This window comes from Flavobacterium sp. Root420 (genome assembly GCF_001427905.1).
In the GTDB taxonomy this organism is placed as follows: domain Bacteria; phylum Bacteroidota; class Bacteroidia; order Flavobacteriales; family Flavobacteriaceae; genus Flavobacterium.
Window position 1 is genome coordinate 181,044 of the sequence record NZ_LMEF01000032.1, and the last position, 21,255, is coordinate 202,298.

The window sequence follows — 21,255 nt, forward strand, 5'->3', positions numbered from 1 at the left end:
ATTGATTACAATTGATAGCATAAATAATTGGTTTGTTCAAAACTTTGGAGAAGTTACCATCGAACAGGCTAAAAGTTGGTTTATTTATAATCCCGACGAAAAATTATTATTTAACACTGGTTTGTTTCTGGGATTATTTCTGGTTTTTTATTTTGTGTATGGTTTTTTGCGCAAAACATTTTACTTGAGATTAACTTACGTTATTCTATTCTCGCTTTTCTTTTATTATAAGTCAAGCGGAATTTACTTTTTACTATTATTACTTTCTTCGGTTGTCGATTATGGACTGAGCCAGATTATCTACAAAACTACTAAAGATAGTACGAAGAAATTATATTTGGTAATAAGCGTTATTCTGAATTTGGGATTACTTGGGTATTTCAAGTACATGAATTTCATGATTGTGACGTACAATGACATGTTCAATGGTCATTTCGCACTTCATAATATTTTTCTTCCTGTCGGAATTTCGTTCTATACTTTTCAGTCGATGAGTTATATTATTGAGATTTACCGAGAAGAAATCAAACCGACAAAAAACTATATTGAATATCTATTTTTCGTTTCGTTTTTCCCGCAGTTAGTCGCTGGGCCAATTGTGCGTGCAAAAGATTTTCTTCCACAGATTTACCAAAAATTGAACTTGACAAGACAAGATGTAAACAATGCTTTGTTTTTAATTATTGGAGGATTGATCAAGAAAACGGTAATTTCAAATTACATCTCTATAAATTTTGTCGACCGTGTTTTTGATACGCCGATGAGTTATACATCATTCGAAAATTTAATGGCCTCTTACGGATATGCCATTCAAATTTATTGTGATTTCTCAGGATATTCGGATATGGCAATCGGAATCGCTTTATTGTTAGGGTTTAAATTACCAGCCAACTTTAGAACGCCTTATAAATCGACTTCTATAACTGATTTCTGGAGAAGATGGCATATTTCGCTTTCAACCTGGCTGAAAGACTTCTTATATATATCGATCGGAGGAAATCGAGAAGGTTCTTTCGCCGGATTTTTATTCCCAAGTTTATTTTTCTTCGGATTATTACTTTGGGGAATTACGAGTTACAACGAGAGTATCATTCCATTAATCATAGCATTAAGCGGAATTGGACTTTTCTGTTTGTCATTTTTATTATCAAGCAAAAGAAAACAAACTTTGGTAACCAATTTCAATCTGTTTACCACTATGCTTTTAGGCGGTTTGTGGCACGGAGCGGGAGCACAGTTTATTGTTTGGGGAGCTTTACACGGTTTAGCTTTGGCAGTTCATAAAATATTCACAGAATTTTTTCCTTCCAAAAAAGACGGTAAAGGGCCTAACTTTTTATGGAGATTTTTTTCCATCGTAATCACATTTCATTTTGTAGTTTTCTGCTGGATCTTTTTCCGTGCCAGAGATTTCGAAACAGCGTTGCAGGTAATCAACAATATTGGCCAGTTAACTTTCGAACCAGAGAATTGGAAAGCTATAGTTTTGGGATACAAAAATGTATTTTTATTGATGTTATTCGGTTACGTTTGGCATTTCTTACCGGAAGTTATCACAGACAAAATGAAATGGGTTTTTGATAATACGCCATTACTATTAAAAGCTGTAATTCTGGGCTTCGTTTACTGGATCGTTTACGCTACAGCAGTTGCAGGTTCGCAGCCGTTTATTTACTTTCAGTTCTAGGCTGAATGAATTAATCTCGCAAAGACGCGAAGTCGCAAAGTTTTTATATTCTTTGCGACTTCGTTATTTTCAGAGCAAAAACATTCAGTTACTTAAAAAAAATAGAGCTTTGCGGCTTTGCGACTTTGCGAGCAAAAAAACATTGCGAACCTTGCATAGATCTTTGCGTACATTGCGGTTAAATGCAGCTAAATAAAAATTGCCTGAAATATCTAATTAGATTATCTTTGCACTTCAAATAAAGAAAATAATATGTTTGATAATTTAAGTGATAAGTTAGATAAAGCGTTCCATATATTAAAAGGACACGGTAAAATTACAGAAGTAAACGTTGCCGATACCTTAAAAGAAGTTCGTCGTGCCTTATTAGACGCCGATGTTAACTTTAAAATTGCAAAAGATTTTACAACCAAAGTAAAAGAAAAAGCAATTGGTCAGGACGTTTTAACAACACTTCAGCCAGGACAATTATTGGTGAAGTTAGTTAAAGATGAGTTGACTGAATTAATGGGTGGCGATGTTGCCGGAATTAATCTTTCAGGAACTCCATCTGTGATCTTAATGTCAGGATTGCAAGGTTCTGGTAAAACGACTTTCTCAGGAAAATTAGCCAACTTTTTAAAGACTAAGAAAAATAAAAAACCACTTCTTGTAGCGTGTGATATCTACCGTCCTGCGGCGATCAATCAGTTGCATGTTGTGGGAGATCAAATAGGTGTTGAGGTTTACTCAGAACCAGAAAATAAAAACCCTGTTGAAATTGCTCAAAACGCAATCAAACACGCAAAAGCAAACGGTTTCAATGTAGTTATTGTCGATACGGCTGGTCGTTTGGCAGTAGACAAAGAAATGATGGATGAAATTGCTCGTGTTCATAAAGCAATTCAGCCTCAGGAAACTTTGTTTGTTGTGGATGCAATGACAGGTCAGGATGCTGTAAATACGGCAAAAGCTTTCAACGATATCCTGAATTTTGATGGAGTTATTTTAACAAAATTAGATGGTGATACTCGTGGTGGAGCTGCAATTTCGATTAAATCGGTTGTAAACAAACCAATCAAATTTGTGGGTACAGGCGAGAAGATGGAAGCAATTGATGTTTTCTATCCAGATCGTATGGCGGAACGTATCTTAGGTATGGGTGACGTTGTGTCGCTTGTAGAAAGAGCGCAAGAACAATTTGACGAAGAAGAAGCAAGAAAACTTCAAAAGAAAATCGCTAAAAACGAATTTGGTTTTGATGATTTCTTAACGCAGATTCAACAAGTGAAAAAAATGGGTAATATGAAAGATCTGGTAGGAATGATTCCAGGTGCTTCAAAAGCCATGAAAGATGTAGAAATTGAAGATGATGCTTTTAAACATATTGAAGCAATCATTCACTCGATGACACCAATCGAAAGAAGTAAACCTGCCATTATCGACGTAAAAAGGAAGGCCAGAATCGCAAAAGGTTCCGGAACCAAAGTCGAGCAAGTAAATCAGTTAATGAAGCAATTCGACCAAATGAGCAAAATGATGAAGATGATGCAGGGTCCGGGCGGAAAAAACCTGATGAAAATGATGGGAGGCATGAAAGGAATGCCAGGCGGAATGCCGAGATAATAAAATTAAAAGTTTCAAGTTTCAGGTTTCAGGTTTTGAAACAGAAATTTGAAACTTTTTTCAATAAATAAATATACGTTTCACTTTTAACGTGAAACATGAAACTTTAAACTTGAAACAAAAACAATGCAACTACTAGACGGTAAAAAAACAGCAGAAGACATTAAAAACGAAATCGCAGCCGAAGTTCAATCCATAAAAGCAGCAGGAGGAAAAGTGCCTCATTTAGCAGCAGTTATTGTGGGAAACAACGGAGCAAGTTTAACTTACGTAGGAAGTAAAGTAAAATCTTGCCAGCAAATTGGTTTCGATTCAACTTTAGTAGCTTTACCTGAAGATATTACCGAAGCCGATTTATTAGCAAAAATTGCAGCATTAAACGAAGATGATAATCTTGATGGATATATCGTTCAGTTGCCGTTGCCAAAACATATCGACGAGCAAAAAATTCTTTTAGCAATTGATCCAGATAAAGATGTAGATGGTTTTCACCCAACAAACTTTGGAAGAATGGCGCTTGAAATGGAAAGTTTTATTCCGGCAACACCATTCGGAATCATGGAATTGTTAGAGCGCTACAAAGTAGAAACTTCTGGAAAACATACTGTAGTTATTGGAAGAAGCCATATCGTAGGGCGACCAATGAGTATTTTAATGAGCCGTAAAGGAAATCCTGGAGATTCAACCGTTACGTTGACACACAGCCGTACTAAAAATTTAGCAGAATTTACTAAAAATGCAGATATCATTATTACAGCTTTAGGAGTTCCTGAATTTTTAAAAGGAGATATGGTTAAAGACGGAGTTGTAATCATCGATGTTGGAATTACCCGTGTAGATGATGCGTCAAATGCAAAAGGATATGTAATTAAGGGAGACGTTGATTTTGACGGAGTAAGCAAAAAAGCCTCATTTATTACACCAGTTCCGGGTGGAGTAGGACCAATGACAATTGCGATGTTGTTGAAAAATACACTTCTGGCTCGTAAAATGAGAAGTGCAAGAAAATAAAATTTCATAAAATACCGATAAACAAAGCCTATTCATTTGAATGGGCTTTGTTGTTTTTAATATATAATTAATAGTTTAAAATTTTTGTTCTTAAAAATAAAGGATACTTTTGCCACACTTAAAAAAAACTTCTCCGATGGACGATTATTATTCGTTAGTATTTAATTAAAAATAGCTTTTGATCTTTTCAAAATGCTATGATAAAACCCTGTATTTTGAAATGAAAGCCTTTTACAAAAACAATAACGGATTAATTGCAATCCCGGAATGGACTCCAAATTGCTGGATTAATATTGAATCTCCAACACCAGCAGAAAAAACATATTTACTAGAAGAACTTCAAATTCCTGAAGCATTTTATAATGATATCGAAGATATCGACGAAAGACCCCGTATAGAGATCGAAGACGGCTGGACGCTAATTATTATGCGTGTTCCCATAAAAAGCAACGACATCAAATTACCTTTTCAAACGATTCCACTAGGTTTGGTTTTTAAAGAAGATATCTGTGTGACCATCAGTTTTTATAAAACAGAGATTATCGCAGATTTTGTATCGTACTCAAAAAGAAAAAATATTGAAATTCAGGATAACTACGACTTAATCCTAAGGTTGTTATTATCGTCAAGTGTTTGGTATTTAAAATATCTCAAACAAATCAATCAAAAAATAAAACTGGCGGAAGATAATTTAGAGAAATCCATCAAAAACGAAGAATTGCAAGCCTTGCTTCAAATCGAAAAATGCCTGGTGTTCTTTATTACTTCCCTAAAAGGAAATGACGTTTTGTTTCACCGTGTTAAAAATTTAAAAGCCCATAAAGCCAATTACGACTTAGATCTTCTGGAAGATGTCGATATCGAATTAAGTCAGGCGCAGGACACGGCAAATATTTACAGCAATATTTTGACCGGAATGATGGATGCCTATGCCTCGGTGATTTCTAACAACATGAATAACATCATGAAACAAATGACCTCAATCTCTATCATTTTGATGATTCCAACATTAATTGCCAGTCTATACGGGATGAATGTTCCGAATGGTTTAGAAGAAAGCAAATATGGTATTTGGATTCTACTTTTAATTTCTGTCGTGTTATCTGCTTTTGGAGTGTTTTTATTCAAAAGAAGAAGATGGTTTTAATCAAACTTAAAATAAAAATATTAGAAAGGCCTGTTCATTTGAATAGGCTTTTTTGTTTTTAATACTTTGGGCGTGACCGTATTTGCAAAAGGCGCTATTTAACATGCCGCTTATGTGCGCCTTTCGCAAATACGGTCGGGCTATCCATGCTACTTCGGTAGCTTATTCCTATCCCTCACGCGAAACTCAGGAATCTATCAAATCCCGGAGGGATGACATATTTATAGATATTTATGAATTGTTTTGCAGAACTCCGTAGGAGTGATATATATTTCCAGGCACAATTAATAAAATATATCGCTCCGCTGGAGCTATCATGTAAGATATAAACTAGCTATAAGCATGTTGCTCCGCCGGAGCTGATCTCTTCGTTAACAATAAAGTCCCAGCGGGACAACATATTTATAGAAATCATGAATTTTGTTTTTTGCAGAGCTCCGTAGGAGTGATATATTTTTAGATACAATTAATAAAATATATCGCTCCGCTGGAGCTATCATGTAAGATATAAACTAGCTATAAGCATGTTGCTCCGCCGGAGCTGACTCTCTGTTAACAATAAAGTCCCAGCGGGACAACATATTTATAGAAATCATGAATTTTGTTTTTGCAGAACTCCGTAGGAGTGATATATTTCCAGGTACAATTAATAAAATATATCGCTCCGCTGGAGCTATCAAAGATATAAACTAGCTATAAACATGTTGCTCCGCCAGAGCTGATCGAATCAATATTTAAAATGATGAATCACAGATATAAAACTCAGTTGAAATAAAAAAAAACATTTTATTTGTTTGTCAATTCAAAATAAAATATAACTTTGCAGTACAAAGTACTTTATTTATGAATCAGAAGCACCAAGAAGATTTAGCACACATTCGTTCCATGATGGAGCGCTCTTCAAGATTTATATCCCTAAGCGGGCTTTCAGGAGTTTTTGCAGGACTTTCTGCTTTAATTGGCGGATTGTATGTTTATCAATTGTTTAAGATAAACGGTATTGAATATTTTGCTGATGAAGTATATGGTGATGAAGTATATAAAGTTCCATCGAAATTGGTTTCAGAACTGTTTGTAACCGGAATTGTCATTTTGGTTTGTGCATTTGTTTTTGGATTGGCTTTTACCATCAGAAAAAGTAAAAAGTACAATTTGCCAATTTGGACATCAGCTACAAAAAAGATGCTGTTTAACTTAGCAATTCCATTAACAGTAGGAGGTGTATTTTGTTTGTCACTTTTATACCATCAAAACTATGGTTTAATAGCACCGTCAACTTTGCTTTTTTACGGATTGGCGCTTATTAATGCTGAGAAATATACTTTCTCGGATATTAAATATTTAGGATATTGTCAATTGATTTTAGGAAGTATTTCTCTTTTTTTTATTGGATATGGTTTAGTTTTTTGGATCATTGGATTTGGTATTTTGCATATCTTGTACGGATTAATAATGTTCAAAAAGTATAAATAATCCACGCAATGGGAATTATTGATAAATTAAATAAAGACTTCGAAAGCCGTGTCAGATTGGGAATTATGTCCATTCTGATGGTGAATGAATGGGTCGATTTTACCGAAATGAAAACCTTGCTGAACATTACAGATGGTAATCTGGCCAGTCATGCCTCAGCGCTTGAAAAATCAGAATATATTGTTGTTAAAAAGGAGTTTGTTGGTAAAAAGCCAAAAACATCTTATAGCGTTACCGAAAGAGGTCGTTTGGCCTTTAAAGAACACTTGTCGTACCTTGAAAAATTAATGAAATCCCAATAACCAAAATTTTTTGCCTAATTACTTTGAAAAACAAAGTACTTTTAAATTTATCAAAATGAAAAAACATCACATTATTTTAGTTTGCAGTTTGATTTTCTTACTGCTTTTTTACAAAGAAGATTTAGGCGTTAACTTGTCAATTTTTGGACTTGTTTTAACCGGCTTTGTTTGTTATTTCTTCCAGGACCGTTTTTCTGAAAGATCACATTTGATCTTAGTTGTTACATCGGTTTTGTCTTGTCTGGCTTTTGCCTGGTACGGAGATTTTGCTTCTTTTTTAGCCTTGGCAATGTCTGTTCTTTTTTTACAGTTCAAAACGCAGGATCCTAAACTGAAAATGGTTCAGATTTTCCCCCTTGTATTTCTAAACGGAATTACTTCATTAGGTCGCGTTTTAATGTTTAAGCAATGGCTTCCGGAAAAGAAAATCCATAATAATTTTGCTAAAAAACTAGTTGCCTTTTTTGTGATTCCTGCCATTTTCTTAATTCTGTTTTTTATAGTATACTCTTTTGGAAGTGATCATTTCTCTTCTTTATTTACAGATTACACTTTAGATATCAATCTGGGAAATCTCGTTATAATTGGAATTTTGGGTTTCTATATCTCATTTAGTTTCTGGAATTATTGGGTTCCTGAAGTTTGCTACCAAAAAAATGAACTTCTGGATAATGAATTCAGCAATATAGCCGAAGTAAAAAATCAAAACACATTTTCATTTCTTGATTTGGATTTCGAAAGAAAAAGTGGTGTAATCACTTTAATACTCTTGAATTTAATGCTTTTGGTATTTATCGTAACCTACAATTACGAACAGTTTTTCGAAGTTGTAGAAAAATCAAACTTAAGTGCTGACACGCATGAAAGGGTAAATTCAGTAATCTTCTCAATTCTAATGGCAGTTGGTGTAATCATGTTTTATTTCAAAGGCGGATTCAATTTTGATAAACAAGCAAGTTCACTTAAAACACTGGCAAAAATTTGGATTTTTTTAAATGGAGTTTTGATTGTAAGTACGTTTATTAAAAATGCTGAATATGTGTCTTTCTTTGGTTTGACTTACAAACGTTTGGGAGTTTTCGCTTTTCTTATTTTAGCTATTATTGGTTTAGTTTACGCTTTTCTAAAAATTAGAAGACAGAAAACAAATGCTTACCTAGTGAACCAAATGGTTTGGTATTTTTATGGAACTGTTCTTTTATGTAGTTATGTTAATTGGGGAAGCATAATTACAAATTATAATATTTCAGTAAATAAAGGGGTGGAACCAAGATTTTTAAGTGACCTGAATTTTAATGATGACGCACGACGCGATTATTTTTTAAAAAATAATTTAGACGGACAATCTACAGAAATTAGAAGAGAAGAGATAATTGATGAATATCAGAATACTACATTTTTATCTAAGGCTTTATATTATGAGTTTTTAAATAAGAAGTAATATACAATAAAAGAAATCCGTTCAATTGAACGGATTTCTTTTATAATATCATTTTAATAATCTCCTTTTTTCTTAAATCGGGGATCATGTTTTGAAATAAATTCTGTTCTTCGTTTTGGCGCTTCCGCTTTTGGTAAACTTGCCTCTTCCGTTTTGCTTGATGGCTCAATCAAATGATTTAATTCTTTGATTTCATCATCAGTCAAATCGCGATAACGCCCAACCGGAACATCCAAAGAAATATTAATAATTCGGATACGCTTCAAAGCGGTTACATCATAACCTAAATATTCACACATTCTTCGAATCTGGCGGTTTAAACCTTGTGTCAGAATAATTTTGAAGGTGTATTTACTAATTTGTTCTACTTTACATTTTCTGGTCACCGTATCCAGAATCGGAACACCATTTCCCATTCTTTGTATAAAACGATCCGTAATCGGTTTATTAACCGTTACCGTATATTCTTTTTCGTGATTGTTTCTGGCGCGTAAAATCTTGTTTACAATATCGCCGTCATTGGTCATAAAAATTAATCCTTCACTGGCTTTATCCAATCTTCCAATTGGGAAAATACGTTTAGGGTAATTAATATAATCGACAATATTATTTCGAACTTCTAAGTTGGTGGTGCATTCAATTCCAACCGGTTTGTTGAAAGCCAGATAAACCATTTTTTCGTGTTTTTCCACGATTAACTTTCCATCTATGCGTACTTCATCATCCGGTGAAACTTTGGTTCCCATTTCAGGTACAACTCCATTTATCGTTACGCGTCCTTCTTCAATTAATTTATCGGCCTCACGACGAGAACAATAGCCAGTTTCTCCAATAAATTTATTCAGACGTTTTAAATTCTCTTCCATACTGCAAAAGTAGGCAAAATTTAAATTTTAGACTTTAGATTTTAGATTTTAGATTGGTGACATCTTATAATTTTAGATTTTTATGCAATATAGCTAAAGCTCCAGCGGAGCATCATATTTATAGCTGATTTACAAATTCAGTAATAAAAGCTCCAGAGGAGTGATACTTTTTATTGTCCTAATATTAACATTTCGCCCCCAATGGGGCTTGATAATTCGCTTTAATTATTTCTATAAACATATTGTCCCGCTGGGACTTTTCTTTTATTTCTATCATATTTCAATCAAAATAAAAACCTTAGAATCTTAATACCTAAGAACCTACTGTTTATGGAAAATAGAGCTATCGGCAGGCGTCTCTTTCCTGTCAAACATTCCATAATCCCGAACAACATGGGCAATTCTTAAATGATAATCTTTAAAGATCTCATTTCGACCTTTTGATTGTGCATGGCGATGCATTTCCAGATTTCTCCATTGTTGAATACTTTTTTCATCTTTCCAAAAAGACAAAGACAACACCTTTTCAGGATCGCTAAAACTCTGAAAACGTTCTATCGAAATAAATCCTTCGATAGAATCTAATTCTGGTCGCAGGTTAGCAGCGATATCCAGATATTCTTCTTTTTTTCCTTCGTTTGGAATGACTTCAAAAATTACAGCTATCATAGTTTTGTGTTTTTATTATTGAATTGAAATCCAGATTTCTTTTGGTAATCTGGCATTTATAAGTGGTTCGTATTGAATTTGATTTTCTAACAACGAAATGGTTTTATTACTCTGAAATAAAAAACACAAAGCTTCAGTGGCAAGGTGAATGGAAAAATATTTTGCCAGACAACCATGACCGCCAGCTCCGAAAGTAAGGTTTTCATTGTTGTTGATTCTTTCAATGTCAAAATTCATAGTATTTTCAAACTTTTCGCAATCCCGATTAGCCGAAGCCAGAACGATTAATATCGAATCACCTTTTTTAATTTGGCTTCCGCCGATGTGAAAATCTTCACTTGCAATTCGTCTTGTATTATGAATTGGAGGATCAAAGCGTAAGGTTTCAATAACTGATTTTTCTATTTCAGTTTTATTCGAAAATGTTTTATGTTGAATAATTTGCAATAAAGAATTACTTAAAATTCCACGCCCGGCATCAAAACTCTGAATACACAAACCGATAAAATTACTAACTGCAATTGGAATAATTTCTTTTGATGAAAAATTATATTGGTTGGAAATTTTGATCAATAAGGAATTGTAAAATGATAAAGAAGAAAGATGTTTTTCAATTATAGAATAGAATTTTTCTGAATTCTTATTAATGAATAGTATTTGTTCTTCTGTTTTCTGCGGAAGCATAATTTTGCTAAAAGATTCTATTCTATCTGAAATAAATTCACAATCATTTTCTTCAAAATCAAAACTTTTCAAGAGAACAAGAAGCGGTAATTTTTTACCAACAGAATTAACCCAATCAATTTTAGTATCAACTAAATCATTTTTAATCAGTGATGAAATGATTTTGCTATTATCAACCGATTTTATATTAGAAAACAACAGCGTTGCAATTTCTTTTGAAATTTCATGTTGCTGTCCATTTGATAATCGGGTTAAATTACTGAGAATTTTCAAAGCACATTCATTCAGCTTTTGTTCATTATTTGGATTTACAACTGGAATTTGTGTATTTGTATTTTTGAGAATTTCAACACAATATTTATAAGAATAAATCGCCCAGATTTTATTGGTTTCATCCCAATAAACGGGATGTTTTTCCAACATTGATTTATATATCGAATAAGGATTTTGAACATCAGATTGAAGGAATAAACTTGAGGTCATTTCGTTTTGTTTTTAGCAAAGTTATTTAACTTTACAAGGGAATAGTTCAGTCTGCATTTAACTATGAAATAAAAATGGAAGATCAATTTATAAAAACGGCAACTTTAATTGGTGATGCAACGCGCGCCTCGATTTTGTGGAATTTACTCGACGGAAGAGCCTTTACCGCAACCGAATTGGCCATTGCAGTCGAGACATCAGCGCAAAATATCAGTATGCATTTAGGAAAATTGCTGGATGCCAATTTGATTTGTGTTGAAAAACAAGGACGTCATAAATATTATAGATTTTCGAATAAGGAAGTTGCTTACGCTGTCGAAGCCGTGGCGAATCTTATTCCAAAACCTGAAGTTTCTACAAAGAAGAAATCCGAAGAATATCCTCCTGTAAAATACTGCAGGACTTGTTACGATCATTTAGCGGGAAAAATTGGTGTTGCCTTAGCTGATAGTTTATTGGAACAGAAAATAATTATCGAAAAGAATGGCATTTTTGAAATTTCTTCGGAAGGAGAAAAATGGTTTTCAGATTTCGGTATTAATCTGGAAGATGCCCAAAAACAAAAAAGAATCTTTTTAAAACCGTGCCTGGATTGGAGCGAAAGACGAAATCATATCGCGGGTTCTATTGGAGCGTTATTATTAAACAAAATGATAACCGAAGACTGGCTTAGAAGAAATAAAAATTCAAGAGCGGTAACAATAACGGGAAAAGGAGAAAAGGAGTTGTTGCGGTATTTTAAGATTGTTGTTTAGAAAGTTTTTTGTCATCCTGAGCGAAGTCGAAGGAACACAAGAAACTCCACACAGAAAATCGTCAATCTATATCCAGCCACTTACGCTCCTTCGACTTCGCTCAGGATGACAAAGGAAATTAGGTTCTTCAAAGAAAAAATCTTAGTGCCTTAGCGACTTAGTGGCTCAGAACCTTTACCAAACAAAAAGGCAATCACTTTCTGATACAATTCATCATCATGCATGCCATGCCCTAAACCTTTAGTTTCAATAAACTGACTATTCTTCCAATTACTGGCTATTTTTTTACCTTCCTCAAAAGCAACAATCTTGTCTGAAGTATCGTGGGCAATTAAACCTGAAACATTAAATTCGGATGCAAATTTTTGTCCCGAGAAATCTTCTAGCTTAAAGTTGAAACGATTCATGAATTTGCTTTCTAAAAGCGAAAACATTTTGGTGTTCAGACTCAACATTGAAATGTAATTGTCAATCAACGTTTTTAGGTCTGAAGGAGCGCCCAAAATCACCATTTTATTAATACTGGTATTTGGGAATAAATACTGATGATAAACACAAGCCGCGCCGCCAATAGAGTGACCAATAATAATTTCCGGCTGATATTTTTCAACGGCTTTATTAATAAATTCAGCGTAAAGCGGAACATTAAATTCTTTTCCGCTGCTTTGTCCGTGTGCGGGTGCATCAATAGCAATTATAGTGCTTCCTGATTTTTGAAGATGTGGTAAGGTTTTTTTCCAGCGCGAAGCATTGCTTTCCCAGCCATGAACAAGGAGTATTTTAGTTTCGTTTCCTTTCCAGACATACGTCTGAAAATGATGTTCGTTGTGATGAAACGTTTCTGTTTCAGTGTTTTTTAGAATTTTGGGTAAAGTCTCTTTTTGCAGTCTTCCAATTCGAGGCTGGCTAAAAAGTGCGTATGAAAGTTCAACAGCTTTTTGCGGACGAACATAACTCAGGAAGTTGATATATTGTCCGACCGATTTTAATGTAATGAAACGAATTCCTTTTTTTATTCCCAAAGCAAATGTTTTAATGATAAAATATAATTTTCCGAAACAGGATATAAAAAGTATCGCCACGAATTACACAAATTTAGCACGAATTTTTATTCTTAGGATGAAAAATTAGTGAAATTAATGTAATTCGTGGCGAAAAATTTTAAACAAAAAAATCCCGATTAGATCGGGATTTATATTTAGAATTTAGAGAACAATTGTTCCATTTTTTCTTTTTCTTCTTCGGCTAATGCGCTGTCAACTAAAATTCTTCCAGAGTGCTCATCGGTGATGATTTTCTTTCTTGAAGCAATTTCTACCTGTGTTTGAGGTGGAATTGTAAAGAATGATCCTGCAGATGCTCCTCTTTCGATAGAAACTACAGCTAAACCATTACGAACACTACTTCTGATTCTGTTGTAAGCAGCCAATAATCTTTCTTCAATTTGACCTGAAAACTCAGCTGATTTCTCAGATAAGAAGATTTCTTCTTTTTGAGTCTCAGACATAATTGCATCAAGTTCAGATTTTTTATGTTTTAAATGAGAACTTTTAGCGTCAAGTTTTTCTTTTAAGTTAGAAATAACTTCTTTTTTATGTTCGATAGAAGCTTTCATTTCTTTGATTTGCTTTTCAGCCAATTGAATTTCTAATTCCTGAAATTCAACCTCTTTAGTCAAAGAATTAAATTCTCTGTTATTACGAACTGATTCTTGTTGTTTTGTGTATTTTTTGATAACCTCTTTGTGCTCATCAATAGCATTTTTCTTTGCTTTGATAAGATCCTCAATCACTTCAAGTTCACTTTTCAGTTTCTCTGAACGAGTGCTCAAACCTGCAACTTCATCTTCTAAATCTTCCACTTCTAAAGGAAGTTCTCCTCTTACGTTTCTGATTTCGTCAATTCTAGAGTCAATAAGCTGTAAATCGTATATTGCTCTTAACTTGTCCTCAACACTTAATTCTTTCGTATTCGCCATATTCTATAAGTACTTAACTGGATTTGTATTTTCTTCTGATAAAATGATGGCAAAATTAAGGATTTTTTTTCGAAGATAATCAACAATATAGTTTTTTGTATAGCGTTCGCTCTCAAAATGACCAATATCTGCTAAAAGTAACTTGTTTTCGGCTTCATAAAACTGATGGTATTTTAAATCGGCAGTCAAAAAAGCATCGGCTCCGGCCTGAATTGCATTTTTTATGGCAAAACTTCCTGAACCTCCCAACACTGCTACTTTCTTGATTTTTTTTCCTGTAAAGGCAGAATGGCGAATTCCTTTTGCAATCATTTTATCTTTTACGAAAAGTAAAAAGTCTTTTTCATTCATTGGAGTTTCAAATTCACCAATCATTCCCAGACCAATATTTTGATGCAAATTTTGAAGTTCATAAATTTCATAAGCTACTTCTTCATAAATATGATTTTCAAAAAGTGCTTTTAATATTCTGGATTGCAAATGTTTCTCAAAAGTAACTTCAATTTTTATTTCTTCAGTTTCGGTTAATTGGTGACGTTTTCCAACGACCGGATTGCTTTTATAATTGCCTTTGTAGGTTCCTGTTCCGTTTGAGTTGAAACTACAATTGTCGTAATTGCCAATAGTTCCAGCACCAGCATCAAACAGCGCCTGACGCACTTTTTGAGCATTCTCAGGAACGGTATAAGTCACTAATTTTTGTATGAAATTCTGTTTCGGAATTAAAATTTTTGTGTTTTCCAATCCTAATATATCACAGAATATTTTATTAACACCTTGCGAATGATTGTCAAGAGCAGTATGAACAGCATAAATCGCAATGTCATTTTTAATGGCTTTTAAAATTGCACGTTCAACATAATTTTTGCCGGTTATTTTTTTGATTCCGGAAAATAAAATCGGGTGAAAACAAACCACCAAATTGCATTTTTTTGCAATGGCTTCTTCAATTACATTCTCCAGAGTGTCATGACAAACTAAAACGCCCGTGCTTTCCGTTTCTGAATCACCAACTAAAAGCCCGACATTGTCAAAATCTTCGGCGTAAGCCAAAGGAGCCATTTCTTCGAGTACTGCAATTATTTCTTTAATTTTCATTTTCTTTTTATTTTAGGTTTCAGGTTTCTTGTATTGTAGATTGAAACTTAAAACAAATTAACGAAAAAAAATATACTTGATAACTCAATATCGATTTCTGAAAAGACTTTTTTAGTATCAACAAATTACATCATTAGTATAAATTATTTACACTAGTTGTGCATTTTTGTATATTTGTAGCTATAAACCCAAAGTTATGACAACAATAAAAATTAACGAACGCACTAAAACAGGAAAAGCATTTATGGCTATGTTTGAAGCTTTTTTTAAAGGTGTTGATGGAATAGAAATTATTGAAACAGGCTCTCCAAAAAAAATAAAGAAAAAAGAAGAGAGTATATACAGTCCTGAATTTGTTGCAAAAATTAAAAAAGCAGAAGAAAATATTAAAAATGGCGAAACGACAACGCTAGATCCGAATGATATATGGGGAAGTTTAGGGTTGAAGTAACTAAAATCGCGAATCAGGATATTGAAAAACATAAAAAATCAGGAAATAAGATTTCTATTAAAAATATTGCTAAAATTTTAATTGATCTAACGGAAAATCCATACGAAGGATTTGGTAGTGCTGAGCAATTGAAACATGAATATTTAGGATTGTGGTCAAGACGCATTAATCAAAAGGATCGCATGATTTACCGCGTTGAAGAGGATATTGTAACAGTTTTTGTAATTTCTGCAATGGGGCATTATTCTGATAAATAACTCTATGAAGATACTTCGAAAAATACTTTTCCCATTCGCCGTTTTATACGGATTCATAACTTCAATTCGGAATTTCCTTTTCGATAAGGGAATTCTAAAATCAACTTCATTCGATATCCCGGTAATTGCTGTCGGAAATTTAAGCGTTGGCGGAACAGGGAAAACACCTCAAATAGAATATCTTATTCGGTTATTATCTGATAAATATAAAGTTGCCACTTTAAGTCGTGGTTACAAGCGTAAATCTGAAGGTTTTGTTTTGGCGGATGCAACATCAAATGCTGAAACTCTTGGTGATGAACCTTTTCAGTTTTATCAAAAATTCCCGAATATTCAGGTGGCAGTTGATGCAAATCGAACAAACGGAATTACACAATTGCTTTCTCAAAAAGAAAAACCAGAAATAATTCTGTTGGATGATGCTTATCAACACCGAAAAGTAAAAGCCGGATTTTATATTCTGTTAACTTCTTACGGAGATTTATATGCAGATGATTTTATGCTGCCAACCGGAAATTTGCGTGAAAGCAGGAGCGGGGCCAACCGTGCTAATATTATTGTGGTAACCAAATGCCCAAAAGATTTATCTAATCAAAATCAAGAAGAAATTAGATTGAAATTGAATGTAAAGAGCTCACAGCAAATCTATTTTACTTTTATAGATTATGATAATACAATTTATAGTAAAGAGGAGAAAATCAACGTAAATGAAATTAAATCAGAAGCAAAAATACTTTTGGCCGGAATAGCGAAACCAAAACCATTTTTTGATTATTTAAAAAATGAAAATGATGAATGCCTGACTTATCCGGATCATCATCATTTTTCGGATTCTGATTTAGATGAAATTCAAAACAAAGCAAACGGTAAAAAAATAATTACAACAGAGAAAGATTACGTTCGTTTAAAGGATTCTAAATTGGTTTCACAATTGTATTATCTACCAATAAAAAGTACTTTGATGAGTAACCACAAAAATTTTGATGCAGCAGTTTTAGAGTATATTAGGAAAGGCTTAGAATCTTAGCAACTTAGAATCTTTAAAAGAATCAATCAAAAAACTTCGCAATTATACTATAGAATTCGTCCGGCACAAAAGGTTTTGTAATCACATCATTCATTCCGAAGGATAAAAGCATATCTCTGTTTTCGTCAAGCGAAATGGCTGTTAAAGCAATAATGGGAGTAGTTTTGTCAAATTCCCTGATGAGTTTTGTAGCAGTTGTTCCGTTAATGCCTGGTAAATGTACATCCATTAAAACCATGTCAAAATGTTTGACTTTTAAAAGCTCTACCGCTTCTTCGCCATTGTCGAGAATTTCACAGCAAATAGCTTTGTTTTCCAACATTTTTCGTGTAATCATCTGATTGATTTTGTTGTCCTCAATCAATAAAATAGATTTGTGCTTTAATTGTTTGTCGTTATACGGTTTTGCTTCTGTAATCATTACTAAAGGCTCTCTGTTAATGCTGAAATTTAATTTGAAAGTAAATGTAGATCCTTTGCCAACTTCACTTTTTAATTTTATTTCACCTCCTAAAAGTTCGATTAATTTTTTTACTATGGTAAGACCTAAGCCAGTTCCGCCATATTTTCGATTTACTTCAATAGAACCTTGCGAGAAACTTTCAAAAACAGTTTGCAATTTATCTTCCGGAATTCCAATTCCGGTATCTATAATCTCAAAATAAACAGTTGCAGTTTCTTCCTCAATGGCATATAATTTTGCAATTACATTTACATTTCCGTTTTGAGTGAACTTAAGAGCGTTATTGATTAGGTTTAAAATGATTTGAGATAATTTAGTTGGATCTCCAATTAAATTATCCGGAATAGTTTTGTCGATTTCGAGATTAAAGTAGTTTTTGTTGGCTGTGGCCAATTCTTTTAGGGAGCTTTGGATATTGAATAAAAGTTCTTTTAAATTAAAGCTTATGTTTTCTATCTCCACTTTAGTAGAGTCAATTTTATTGATTTCAAGAATTTCGTTGATAAAAGTAGTAAGATAGTTTCCTGAAAATTTTAAGGATTCTAAATATTTAAGCTGAGTTTTTTTCGGATTGTCTTCGAGTAATAAATGTGTTATTCCGTTAATCGCATTCAAAGGGGTCCGCAGCTCATGACTTACCGTAGATAAAAATTCAGATCTGGCTTTTGATGCTTTTTCGGCTTTATTTTTGGCTAAAATAAGTTCTTTATTTTTTTCTCTTAAAAGTAAATTATTCTGATTCCGAATAATATTGTTTTTATATAAAGCTAAACTTAAAAGTGATAAAATAGAAATTAAGGCAATGGCCAAAATACTAACCAATTTAGAATAACGATAGGTTTTTAATTGTATTTTTTCTTCGCTTTCGCGTTTAAGCGTGTTGCTTATAGACTGTGTTTTTTTGAACTTTTCATACTCGTTAAGATCCAGTTTGGCATTTTTTAATTTGAGAATATAATTTTCAATTTGGTAATGCTCGTCAAGATAAGAGTAGGCAAGATCAAAGTTTCTATTTTTTTTATAATACTGACTTATAGCTAAGATGATCTTTGATTTTTGAACCAAATTATTGTTTTTGACACTGTAATCTAAAGCATTGTCAAAGTATACAAGGGCTGAATCATTTCTTTTTAGATGAGCTTCAATTAAACCAAGTTGGTAATAAGAATCTGTTTTGGTTGTGAGGATTTTTGGATTATCTGGTTGCTGTACAATTTTTTTGAAAGTTTTTGCGGCAAGTGGTAAATTTTTGCCGGCTATTAATGCCATTGCTTTTTGATAATTTAAAACTGCAGCATAATCAATAAGTTTGAGTTGTTTTAGTAAATTGTCTGCTTTTTGATAATAAACACTGGCAACATTATAATTCGCTTTTGCAGAATTACTGGCGCCAATGTAATTTAAAGCCAAAACCTTTGTGCTGGTTGGTTTTACTTTGTCAAATAAAGAAATGCTTTTGTGAAAGTTTTTAAGGGCTTCATCATACTTGTGCTGATTGTAGAAAATTTTTCCAAGCTTGAAAGTTTGATTGGCTAAATCTTCGCTTTTGCCATTTGTTTGACAGAAATCGATTGATTTTTTGGTATAAAAAATAGCCTGATTGTATTTTTTCTTATCCAGATTTGAGTTGGCTAATTTGTTATAATAGGAAATGCTATCTGTATTCTTTTTTTGAGTTTGAGAATACAAAAATGAATTAAAAAAACAAACAAGAATAAGAAGCTGGTATTTCATGTATGGCAATGCTTTTACAATGAATTTATGTTTTCCTTATCAGTAAAATCAAATCTATTAATCTTGATGAATACCCAATTTCGTTATCGTACCAACCCACAACTTTTACCATTTTGTCAATTACGGAAGTAAGTTGTGCATCAAATAAACACGAATGCGTATTGCCAATTACATCAACAGAAACAATAGGATCTTCTGTATAATCTAATATTCCTTTTAAATTTGTTTTTGAGGCTTCTTCAAATGCTTTATTAATTTCTTCTATCGTAACAGCACGTTTTACATTAAACGTAATGTCTGTCAATGAACCGTCTGGAACTGGTACACGAATACCACAACCTCCGATTTTTTGATGCAATTTAGGGAAAATTTTTGTTAATGCCTTAGCTGCACCTGTAGTTGTTGGAACAATTGACTGACTTGCACCTCTCGCCCTGCGTAAATCCTTATGTGGCTGGTCATGAAGACTTTGGTCTGTTGTGTAAGAATGTATCGTTGTAATGTACGCTTGCTCAATTCCGCACAACTCTTCAATGATTTTTATCATCGGAGCTGCATTATTTGTTGTGCAACTTGCATTCGAAACGATTAATTCATGTCCGTCTAAAATATTTTCATTTACTCCTAAAACTACTGTTTTTATTGTATCAACTTCTGATGGAGCTGAAAGAATTACTCTTGCTGCTCCAGCTTCAATATGTCCGTTTAACTCTTCATGCGTTTTGTATTTTCCTGTTGATTCGATTACGAAATCAATAGAATGACTTTTCCAGTCTAAATTTAAAATACTTTTTTCATGAAAAAACAAAAAATGTTTTCCGTCCACAATAATACCTTCTTCGTCGTGACTTACTTTAAAAGGTAAAACTCCATGTATGCTGTCGTATTTTATCAAATGCGACATGGTTTTATTATCAGCAATATCATTAATCGCAACCACTTCAATTTCTGGATGGTTTATAAGAAGGCGAAATAAATTTCTTCCAATTCTTCCAAAACCATTTATGGCAATTCTAGTTTTCAAACGAGTTGTTTATTTGTTTAATCGTTTATTTGTTTAATCGGTTTGACGATTAAACAAATAAACGATTCACCTTTTTTATAAAATATGTTTTTGTGCTTTATATGAAGAACGAACCAAAGGTCCGCTTTCTACATGACGGAAACCTAATTCAAGACCAAATTTTTCATATTTAGCAAATTGATCCGGGGTTATGAATTCTTTTACAGGTAAATGTTTTTTACTTGGTTGTAGGTATTGACCAATGGTAACAACATCAACATTTGCATTACGTAAATCGGTCATGGTTTGAAACACTTCTTCTTCAGTTTCACCTAGGCCAAGCATGATTCCGGATTTAGTTCTGTTAATTCCTTTCTCTTTTAAATAGCGTAAAACTTCCAAACTTCGGTCGTATTTTGCCTGAATACGCACTTCACGAGTTAAACGACGTACGGTTTCGACATTATGCGAAACTACTTCAGGATTTGCCTCTACAATTCTGTCAATATTTCTTTCGATTCCCTGAAAATCAGGAATTAAAGTTTCAAGCGTAGTATTTGGGTTCATTCTGCGGATTGCTTTTACAGTTTCAATCCAGATAATTGATCCGCCATCTTTTAAATCATCTCTGTCAACACTTGTAATTACCGCATGTTTAATGTTCATGATTTTAATAGAACGTGCTACTTTTTCAGGTTCGTCCCAATCTACAGTCTCGGGTCTTCCGGTTTTTACTCCGCAAAATCCACAAGAACGAGTACAAACATTTCCTAAGATCATAAAAGTGGCCGTCCCTTCACCCCAACATTCTCCCATATTTGGGCAACTTCCCGAGGTGCAAATTGTGTTTAAGCTGTATTTGTCAACTAAACCACGAAGTTCAGTATATTTTTGTCCAATTGGAAGTTTGACTTTTAACCATTTAGGTTTTCCAGTTGGTATATTTTCAATGACTGTTTCCATATATCAAAATTCAAAGTACAAAGATACGCATTGTTGTTTATTTGTGGATTTGTTTATGGGTTAATTTGAAACGTTATTGTTACGATTCTCTGAAAGTAATTTGATAATTGTTTATTAGAAATGTTAAATAGTTGTTTTTTAAATCTAGTAACACTTTA

Annotated in this window: 20 protein-coding genes; 11 read left to right on the top strand and 9 right to left on the bottom strand. The window is 33.2% G+C overall.

The genetic code is table 11. From position 1 onward, the window contains the following. Position 1 precedes the first annotated feature (1 nt). From ASC72_RS21140 to ASC72_RS21170, 7 genes are all read left to right on the top strand, one after another. Complete coding sequence (locus tag ASC72_RS21140; protein WP_056195622.1) at positions 2 to 1,687, top strand: MBOAT family protein; 1,686 nt, start codon at positions 2 to 4, stop codon at positions 1,685 to 1,687. Positions 1,688 to 1,939: 252 nt separating this feature from the next. Then, the gene (gene ffh / locus ASC72_RS21145) at positions 1,940 to 3,292 is read left to right on the top strand and encodes a signal recognition particle protein (protein WP_056195625.1); all 1,353 of its coding nucleotides are present in this window, start codon (positions 1,940 to 1,942) and stop codon (positions 3,290 to 3,292) included. Between the two features lie 126 nt (positions 3,293 to 3,418). Further along, positions 3,419 to 4,303 carry a bifunctional 5,10-methylenetetrahydrofolate dehydrogenase/5,10-methenyltetrahydrofolate cyclohydrolase gene (locus ASC72_RS21150; protein WP_056195628.1) on the top strand — a complete coding sequence of 295 codons (885 nt, stop codon included), beginning with the start codon at positions 3,419 to 3,421 and terminating at the stop codon, positions 4,301 to 4,303. A gap of 220 nt (positions 4,304 to 4,523) precedes the next feature. Continuing rightward, complete coding sequence (locus ASC72_RS21155) at positions 4,524 to 5,450, top strand: magnesium transporter CorA family protein (RefSeq protein WP_056195631.1); 927 nt, start codon at positions 4,524 to 4,526, stop codon at positions 5,448 to 5,450. An 843-nt stretch (positions 5,451 to 6,293) separates the two neighbouring features. Further along, positions 6,294 to 6,923: a hypothetical protein gene (locus ASC72_RS21160; RefSeq protein ID WP_056195634.1), complete on the top strand. Its 630-nt coding sequence runs from the start codon at positions 6,294 to 6,296 to the stop codon at positions 6,921 to 6,923. A gap of 8 nt (positions 6,924 to 6,931) precedes the next feature. Then, entirely contained in the window at positions 6,932 to 7,225 is a 294-nt protein-coding gene (locus ASC72_RS21165; RefSeq protein WP_056195637.1) for a transcriptional regulator, read from the top strand. A gap of 55 nt (positions 7,226 to 7,280) precedes the next feature. Next, positions 7,281 to 8,666 (top strand): DUF4173 domain-containing protein, encoded by a 1,386-nt coding sequence (locus tag ASC72_RS21170; protein WP_056195640.1) that lies wholly within the window; start codon positions 7,281 to 7,283, stop codon positions 8,664 to 8,666. A gap of 53 nt (positions 8,667 to 8,719) precedes the next feature. Here the strand turns inward: ASC72_RS21170 and rluF are convergent, their stop codons facing one another. From rluF to ASC72_RS21185, 3 genes are all read right to left on the bottom strand, one after another. Then, on the bottom strand, positions 8,720 to 9,532 hold the full coding sequence (gene rluF, locus ASC72_RS21175) for a 23S rRNA pseudouridine(2604) synthase RluF (protein WP_056195643.1): 813 nt from the start codon (positions 9,530 to 9,532) through the stop codon (positions 8,720 to 8,722). 321 nt (positions 9,533 to 9,853) lie between these two features. Further along, positions 9,854 to 10,201, bottom strand: coding sequence for an antibiotic biosynthesis monooxygenase (locus ASC72_RS21180; RefSeq protein WP_056195647.1), 348 nt, complete (start codon positions 10,199 to 10,201; stop codon positions 9,854 to 9,856). Positions 10,202 to 10,216: 15 nt separating this feature from the next. Beyond that, complete coding sequence (locus ASC72_RS21185) at positions 10,217 to 11,368, bottom strand: cytochrome P450 (protein WP_056195650.1); 1,152 nt, start codon at positions 11,366 to 11,368, stop codon at positions 10,217 to 10,219. A 74-nt stretch (positions 11,369 to 11,442) separates the two neighbouring features. Here ASC72_RS21185 and ASC72_RS21190 point away from each other — a divergent pair, with 74 nt between their 5' ends. After that, positions 11,443 to 12,123 carry a helix-turn-helix transcriptional regulator gene (locus ASC72_RS21190; protein ID WP_056195653.1) on the top strand — a complete coding sequence of 227 codons (681 nt, stop codon included), beginning with the start codon at positions 11,443 to 11,445 and terminating at the stop codon, positions 12,121 to 12,123. A 149-nt stretch (positions 12,124 to 12,272) separates the two neighbouring features. Here the strand turns inward: ASC72_RS21190 and ASC72_RS21195 are convergent, their stop codons facing one another. The 3 genes from ASC72_RS21195 to ASC72_RS21205 all read right to left on the bottom strand — a co-directional run bounded on the left by ASC72_RS21195 (position 12,273) and on the right by ASC72_RS21205 (position 15,199). Continuing rightward, the gene (locus tag ASC72_RS21195) at positions 12,273 to 13,145 is read right to left on the bottom strand and encodes an alpha/beta fold hydrolase (RefSeq protein WP_056195905.1); all 873 of its coding nucleotides are present in this window, start codon (positions 13,143 to 13,145) and stop codon (positions 12,273 to 12,275) included. Positions 13,146 to 13,321: 176 nt separating this feature from the next. Continuing rightward, on the bottom strand, positions 13,322 to 14,101 hold the full coding sequence (locus tag ASC72_RS21200) for a zinc ribbon domain-containing protein (RefSeq protein ID WP_026982834.1): 780 nt from the start codon (positions 14,099 to 14,101) through the stop codon (positions 13,322 to 13,324). A gap of 3 nt (positions 14,102 to 14,104) precedes the next feature. Continuing rightward, positions 14,105 to 15,199 carry a Nif3-like dinuclear metal center hexameric protein gene (locus tag ASC72_RS21205; RefSeq protein WP_056195656.1) on the bottom strand — a complete coding sequence of 365 codons (1,095 nt, stop codon included), beginning with the start codon at positions 15,197 to 15,199 and terminating at the stop codon, positions 14,105 to 14,107. Between the two features lie 196 nt (positions 15,200 to 15,395). Between ASC72_RS21205 and ASC72_RS21210 the strand changes: the two genes are divergently transcribed. The 3 genes from ASC72_RS21210 to lpxK are packed head-to-tail and all read left to right on the top strand — an operon-like array spanning position 15,396 to position 16,934. Beyond that, entirely contained in the window at positions 15,396 to 15,650 is a 255-nt protein-coding gene (locus tag ASC72_RS21210) for a DUF2683 family protein (RefSeq protein WP_056195659.1), read from the top strand. Then, a complete protein-coding gene (locus ASC72_RS21215) occupies positions 15,626 to 15,907 on the top strand; it encodes a Txe/YoeB family addiction module toxin (protein ID WP_056195662.1) in 282 nt (93 codons plus the stop codon). The genes ASC72_RS21210 and ASC72_RS21215 overlap by 25 nt, the downstream gene beginning before the upstream one ends. Before the next feature lie 4 nt (positions 15,908 to 15,911). Next, positions 15,912 to 16,934, top strand: coding sequence for a tetraacyldisaccharide 4'-kinase (gene lpxK / locus ASC72_RS21220; protein ID WP_056195665.1), 1,023 nt, complete (start codon positions 15,912 to 15,914; stop codon positions 16,932 to 16,934). A 22-nt stretch (positions 16,935 to 16,956) separates the two neighbouring features. On the opposite strand, the gene ASC72_RS21225 is transcribed toward lpxK, so the two are convergent. The 3 genes from ASC72_RS21225 to lipA form a co-directional block, all read right to left on the bottom strand. Further along, a complete protein-coding gene (locus tag ASC72_RS21225; protein WP_056195668.1) occupies positions 16,957 to 19,131 on the bottom strand; it encodes an ATP-binding protein in 2,175 nt (724 codons plus the stop codon). 25 nt (positions 19,132 to 19,156) lie between these two features. Beyond that, positions 19,157 to 20,155, bottom strand: a complete 999-nt coding sequence (gene gap / locus ASC72_RS21230; RefSeq protein ID WP_056195671.1) for a type I glyceraldehyde-3-phosphate dehydrogenase — start codon at positions 20,153 to 20,155, stop codon at positions 19,157 to 19,159. A gap of 75 nt (positions 20,156 to 20,230) precedes the next feature. Beyond that, positions 20,231 to 21,097, bottom strand: coding sequence for a lipoyl synthase (gene lipA, locus ASC72_RS21235; RefSeq protein ID WP_047774095.1), 867 nt, complete (start codon positions 21,095 to 21,097; stop codon positions 20,231 to 20,233). Positions 21,098 to 21,255: the final 158 nt, after the last annotated feature.

Bases quoted from the DNA above. Each gene is read 5' to 3' on its own strand.
- ASC72_RS21200 (WP_026982834.1), bottom strand. From the start codon at position 14,101: ATGGCGAATACGAAAGAATTAAGTGTTGAGGACAAGTTAAGAGCAATA.
- ASC72_RS21210 (WP_056195659.1), top strand. From the start codon at position 15,396: ATGACAACAATAAAAATTAACGAACGCACTAAAACAGGAAAAGCATTT.
- ASC72_RS21150 (WP_056195628.1), top strand. From the start codon at position 3,419: ATGCAACTACTAGACGGTAAAAAAACAGCAGAAGACATTAAAAACGAA.
- ASC72_RS21160 (WP_056195634.1), top strand. From the start codon at position 6,294: ATGAATCAGAAGCACCAAGAAGATTTAGCACACATTCGTTCCATGATG.
- ASC72_RS21185 (WP_056195650.1), bottom strand. From the start codon at position 11,368: ATGACCTCAAGTTTATTCCTTCAATCTGATGTTCAAAATCCTTATTCG.
- ffh (WP_056195625.1), top strand. From the start codon at position 1,940: ATGTTTGATAATTTAAGTGATAAGTTAGATAAAGCGTTCCATATATTA.
- ASC72_RS21190 (WP_056195653.1), top strand. From the start codon at position 11,443: ATGGAAGATCAATTTATAAAAACGGCAACTTTAATTGGTGATGCAACG.
- ASC72_RS21155 (WP_056195631.1), top strand. From the start codon at position 4,524: ATGAAAGCCTTTTACAAAAACAATAACGGATTAATTGCAATCCCGGAA.
- ASC72_RS21225 (WP_056195668.1), bottom strand. From the start codon at position 19,131: ATGAAATACCAGCTTCTTATTCTTGTTTGTTTTTTTAATTCATTTTTG.
- ASC72_RS21215 (WP_056195662.1), top strand. From the start codon at position 15,626: ATGGGGAAGTTTAGGGTTGAAGTAACTAAAATCGCGAATCAGGATATT.
- rluF (WP_056195643.1), bottom strand. From the start codon at position 9,532: ATGGAAGAGAATTTAAAACGTCTGAATAAATTTATTGGAGAAACTGGC.
- lipA (WP_047774095.1), bottom strand. From the start codon at position 21,097: ATGGAAACAGTCATTGAAAATATACCAACTGGAAAACCTAAATGGTTA.
- ASC72_RS21205 (WP_056195656.1), bottom strand. From the start codon at position 15,199: ATGAAAATTAAAGAAATAATTGCAGTACTCGAAGAAATGGCTCCTTTG.
- ASC72_RS21170 (WP_056195640.1), top strand. From the start codon at position 7,281: ATGAAAAAACATCACATTATTTTAGTTTGCAGTTTGATTTTCTTACTG.
- ASC72_RS21180 (WP_056195647.1), bottom strand. From the start codon at position 10,201: ATGATAGCTGTAATTTTTGAAGTCATTCCAAACGAAGGAAAAAAAGAA.
- lpxK (WP_056195665.1), top strand. From the start codon at position 15,912: ATGAAGATACTTCGAAAAATACTTTTCCCATTCGCCGTTTTATACGGA.
- ASC72_RS21165 (WP_056195637.1), top strand. From the start codon at position 6,932: ATGGGAATTATTGATAAATTAAATAAAGACTTCGAAAGCCGTGTCAGA.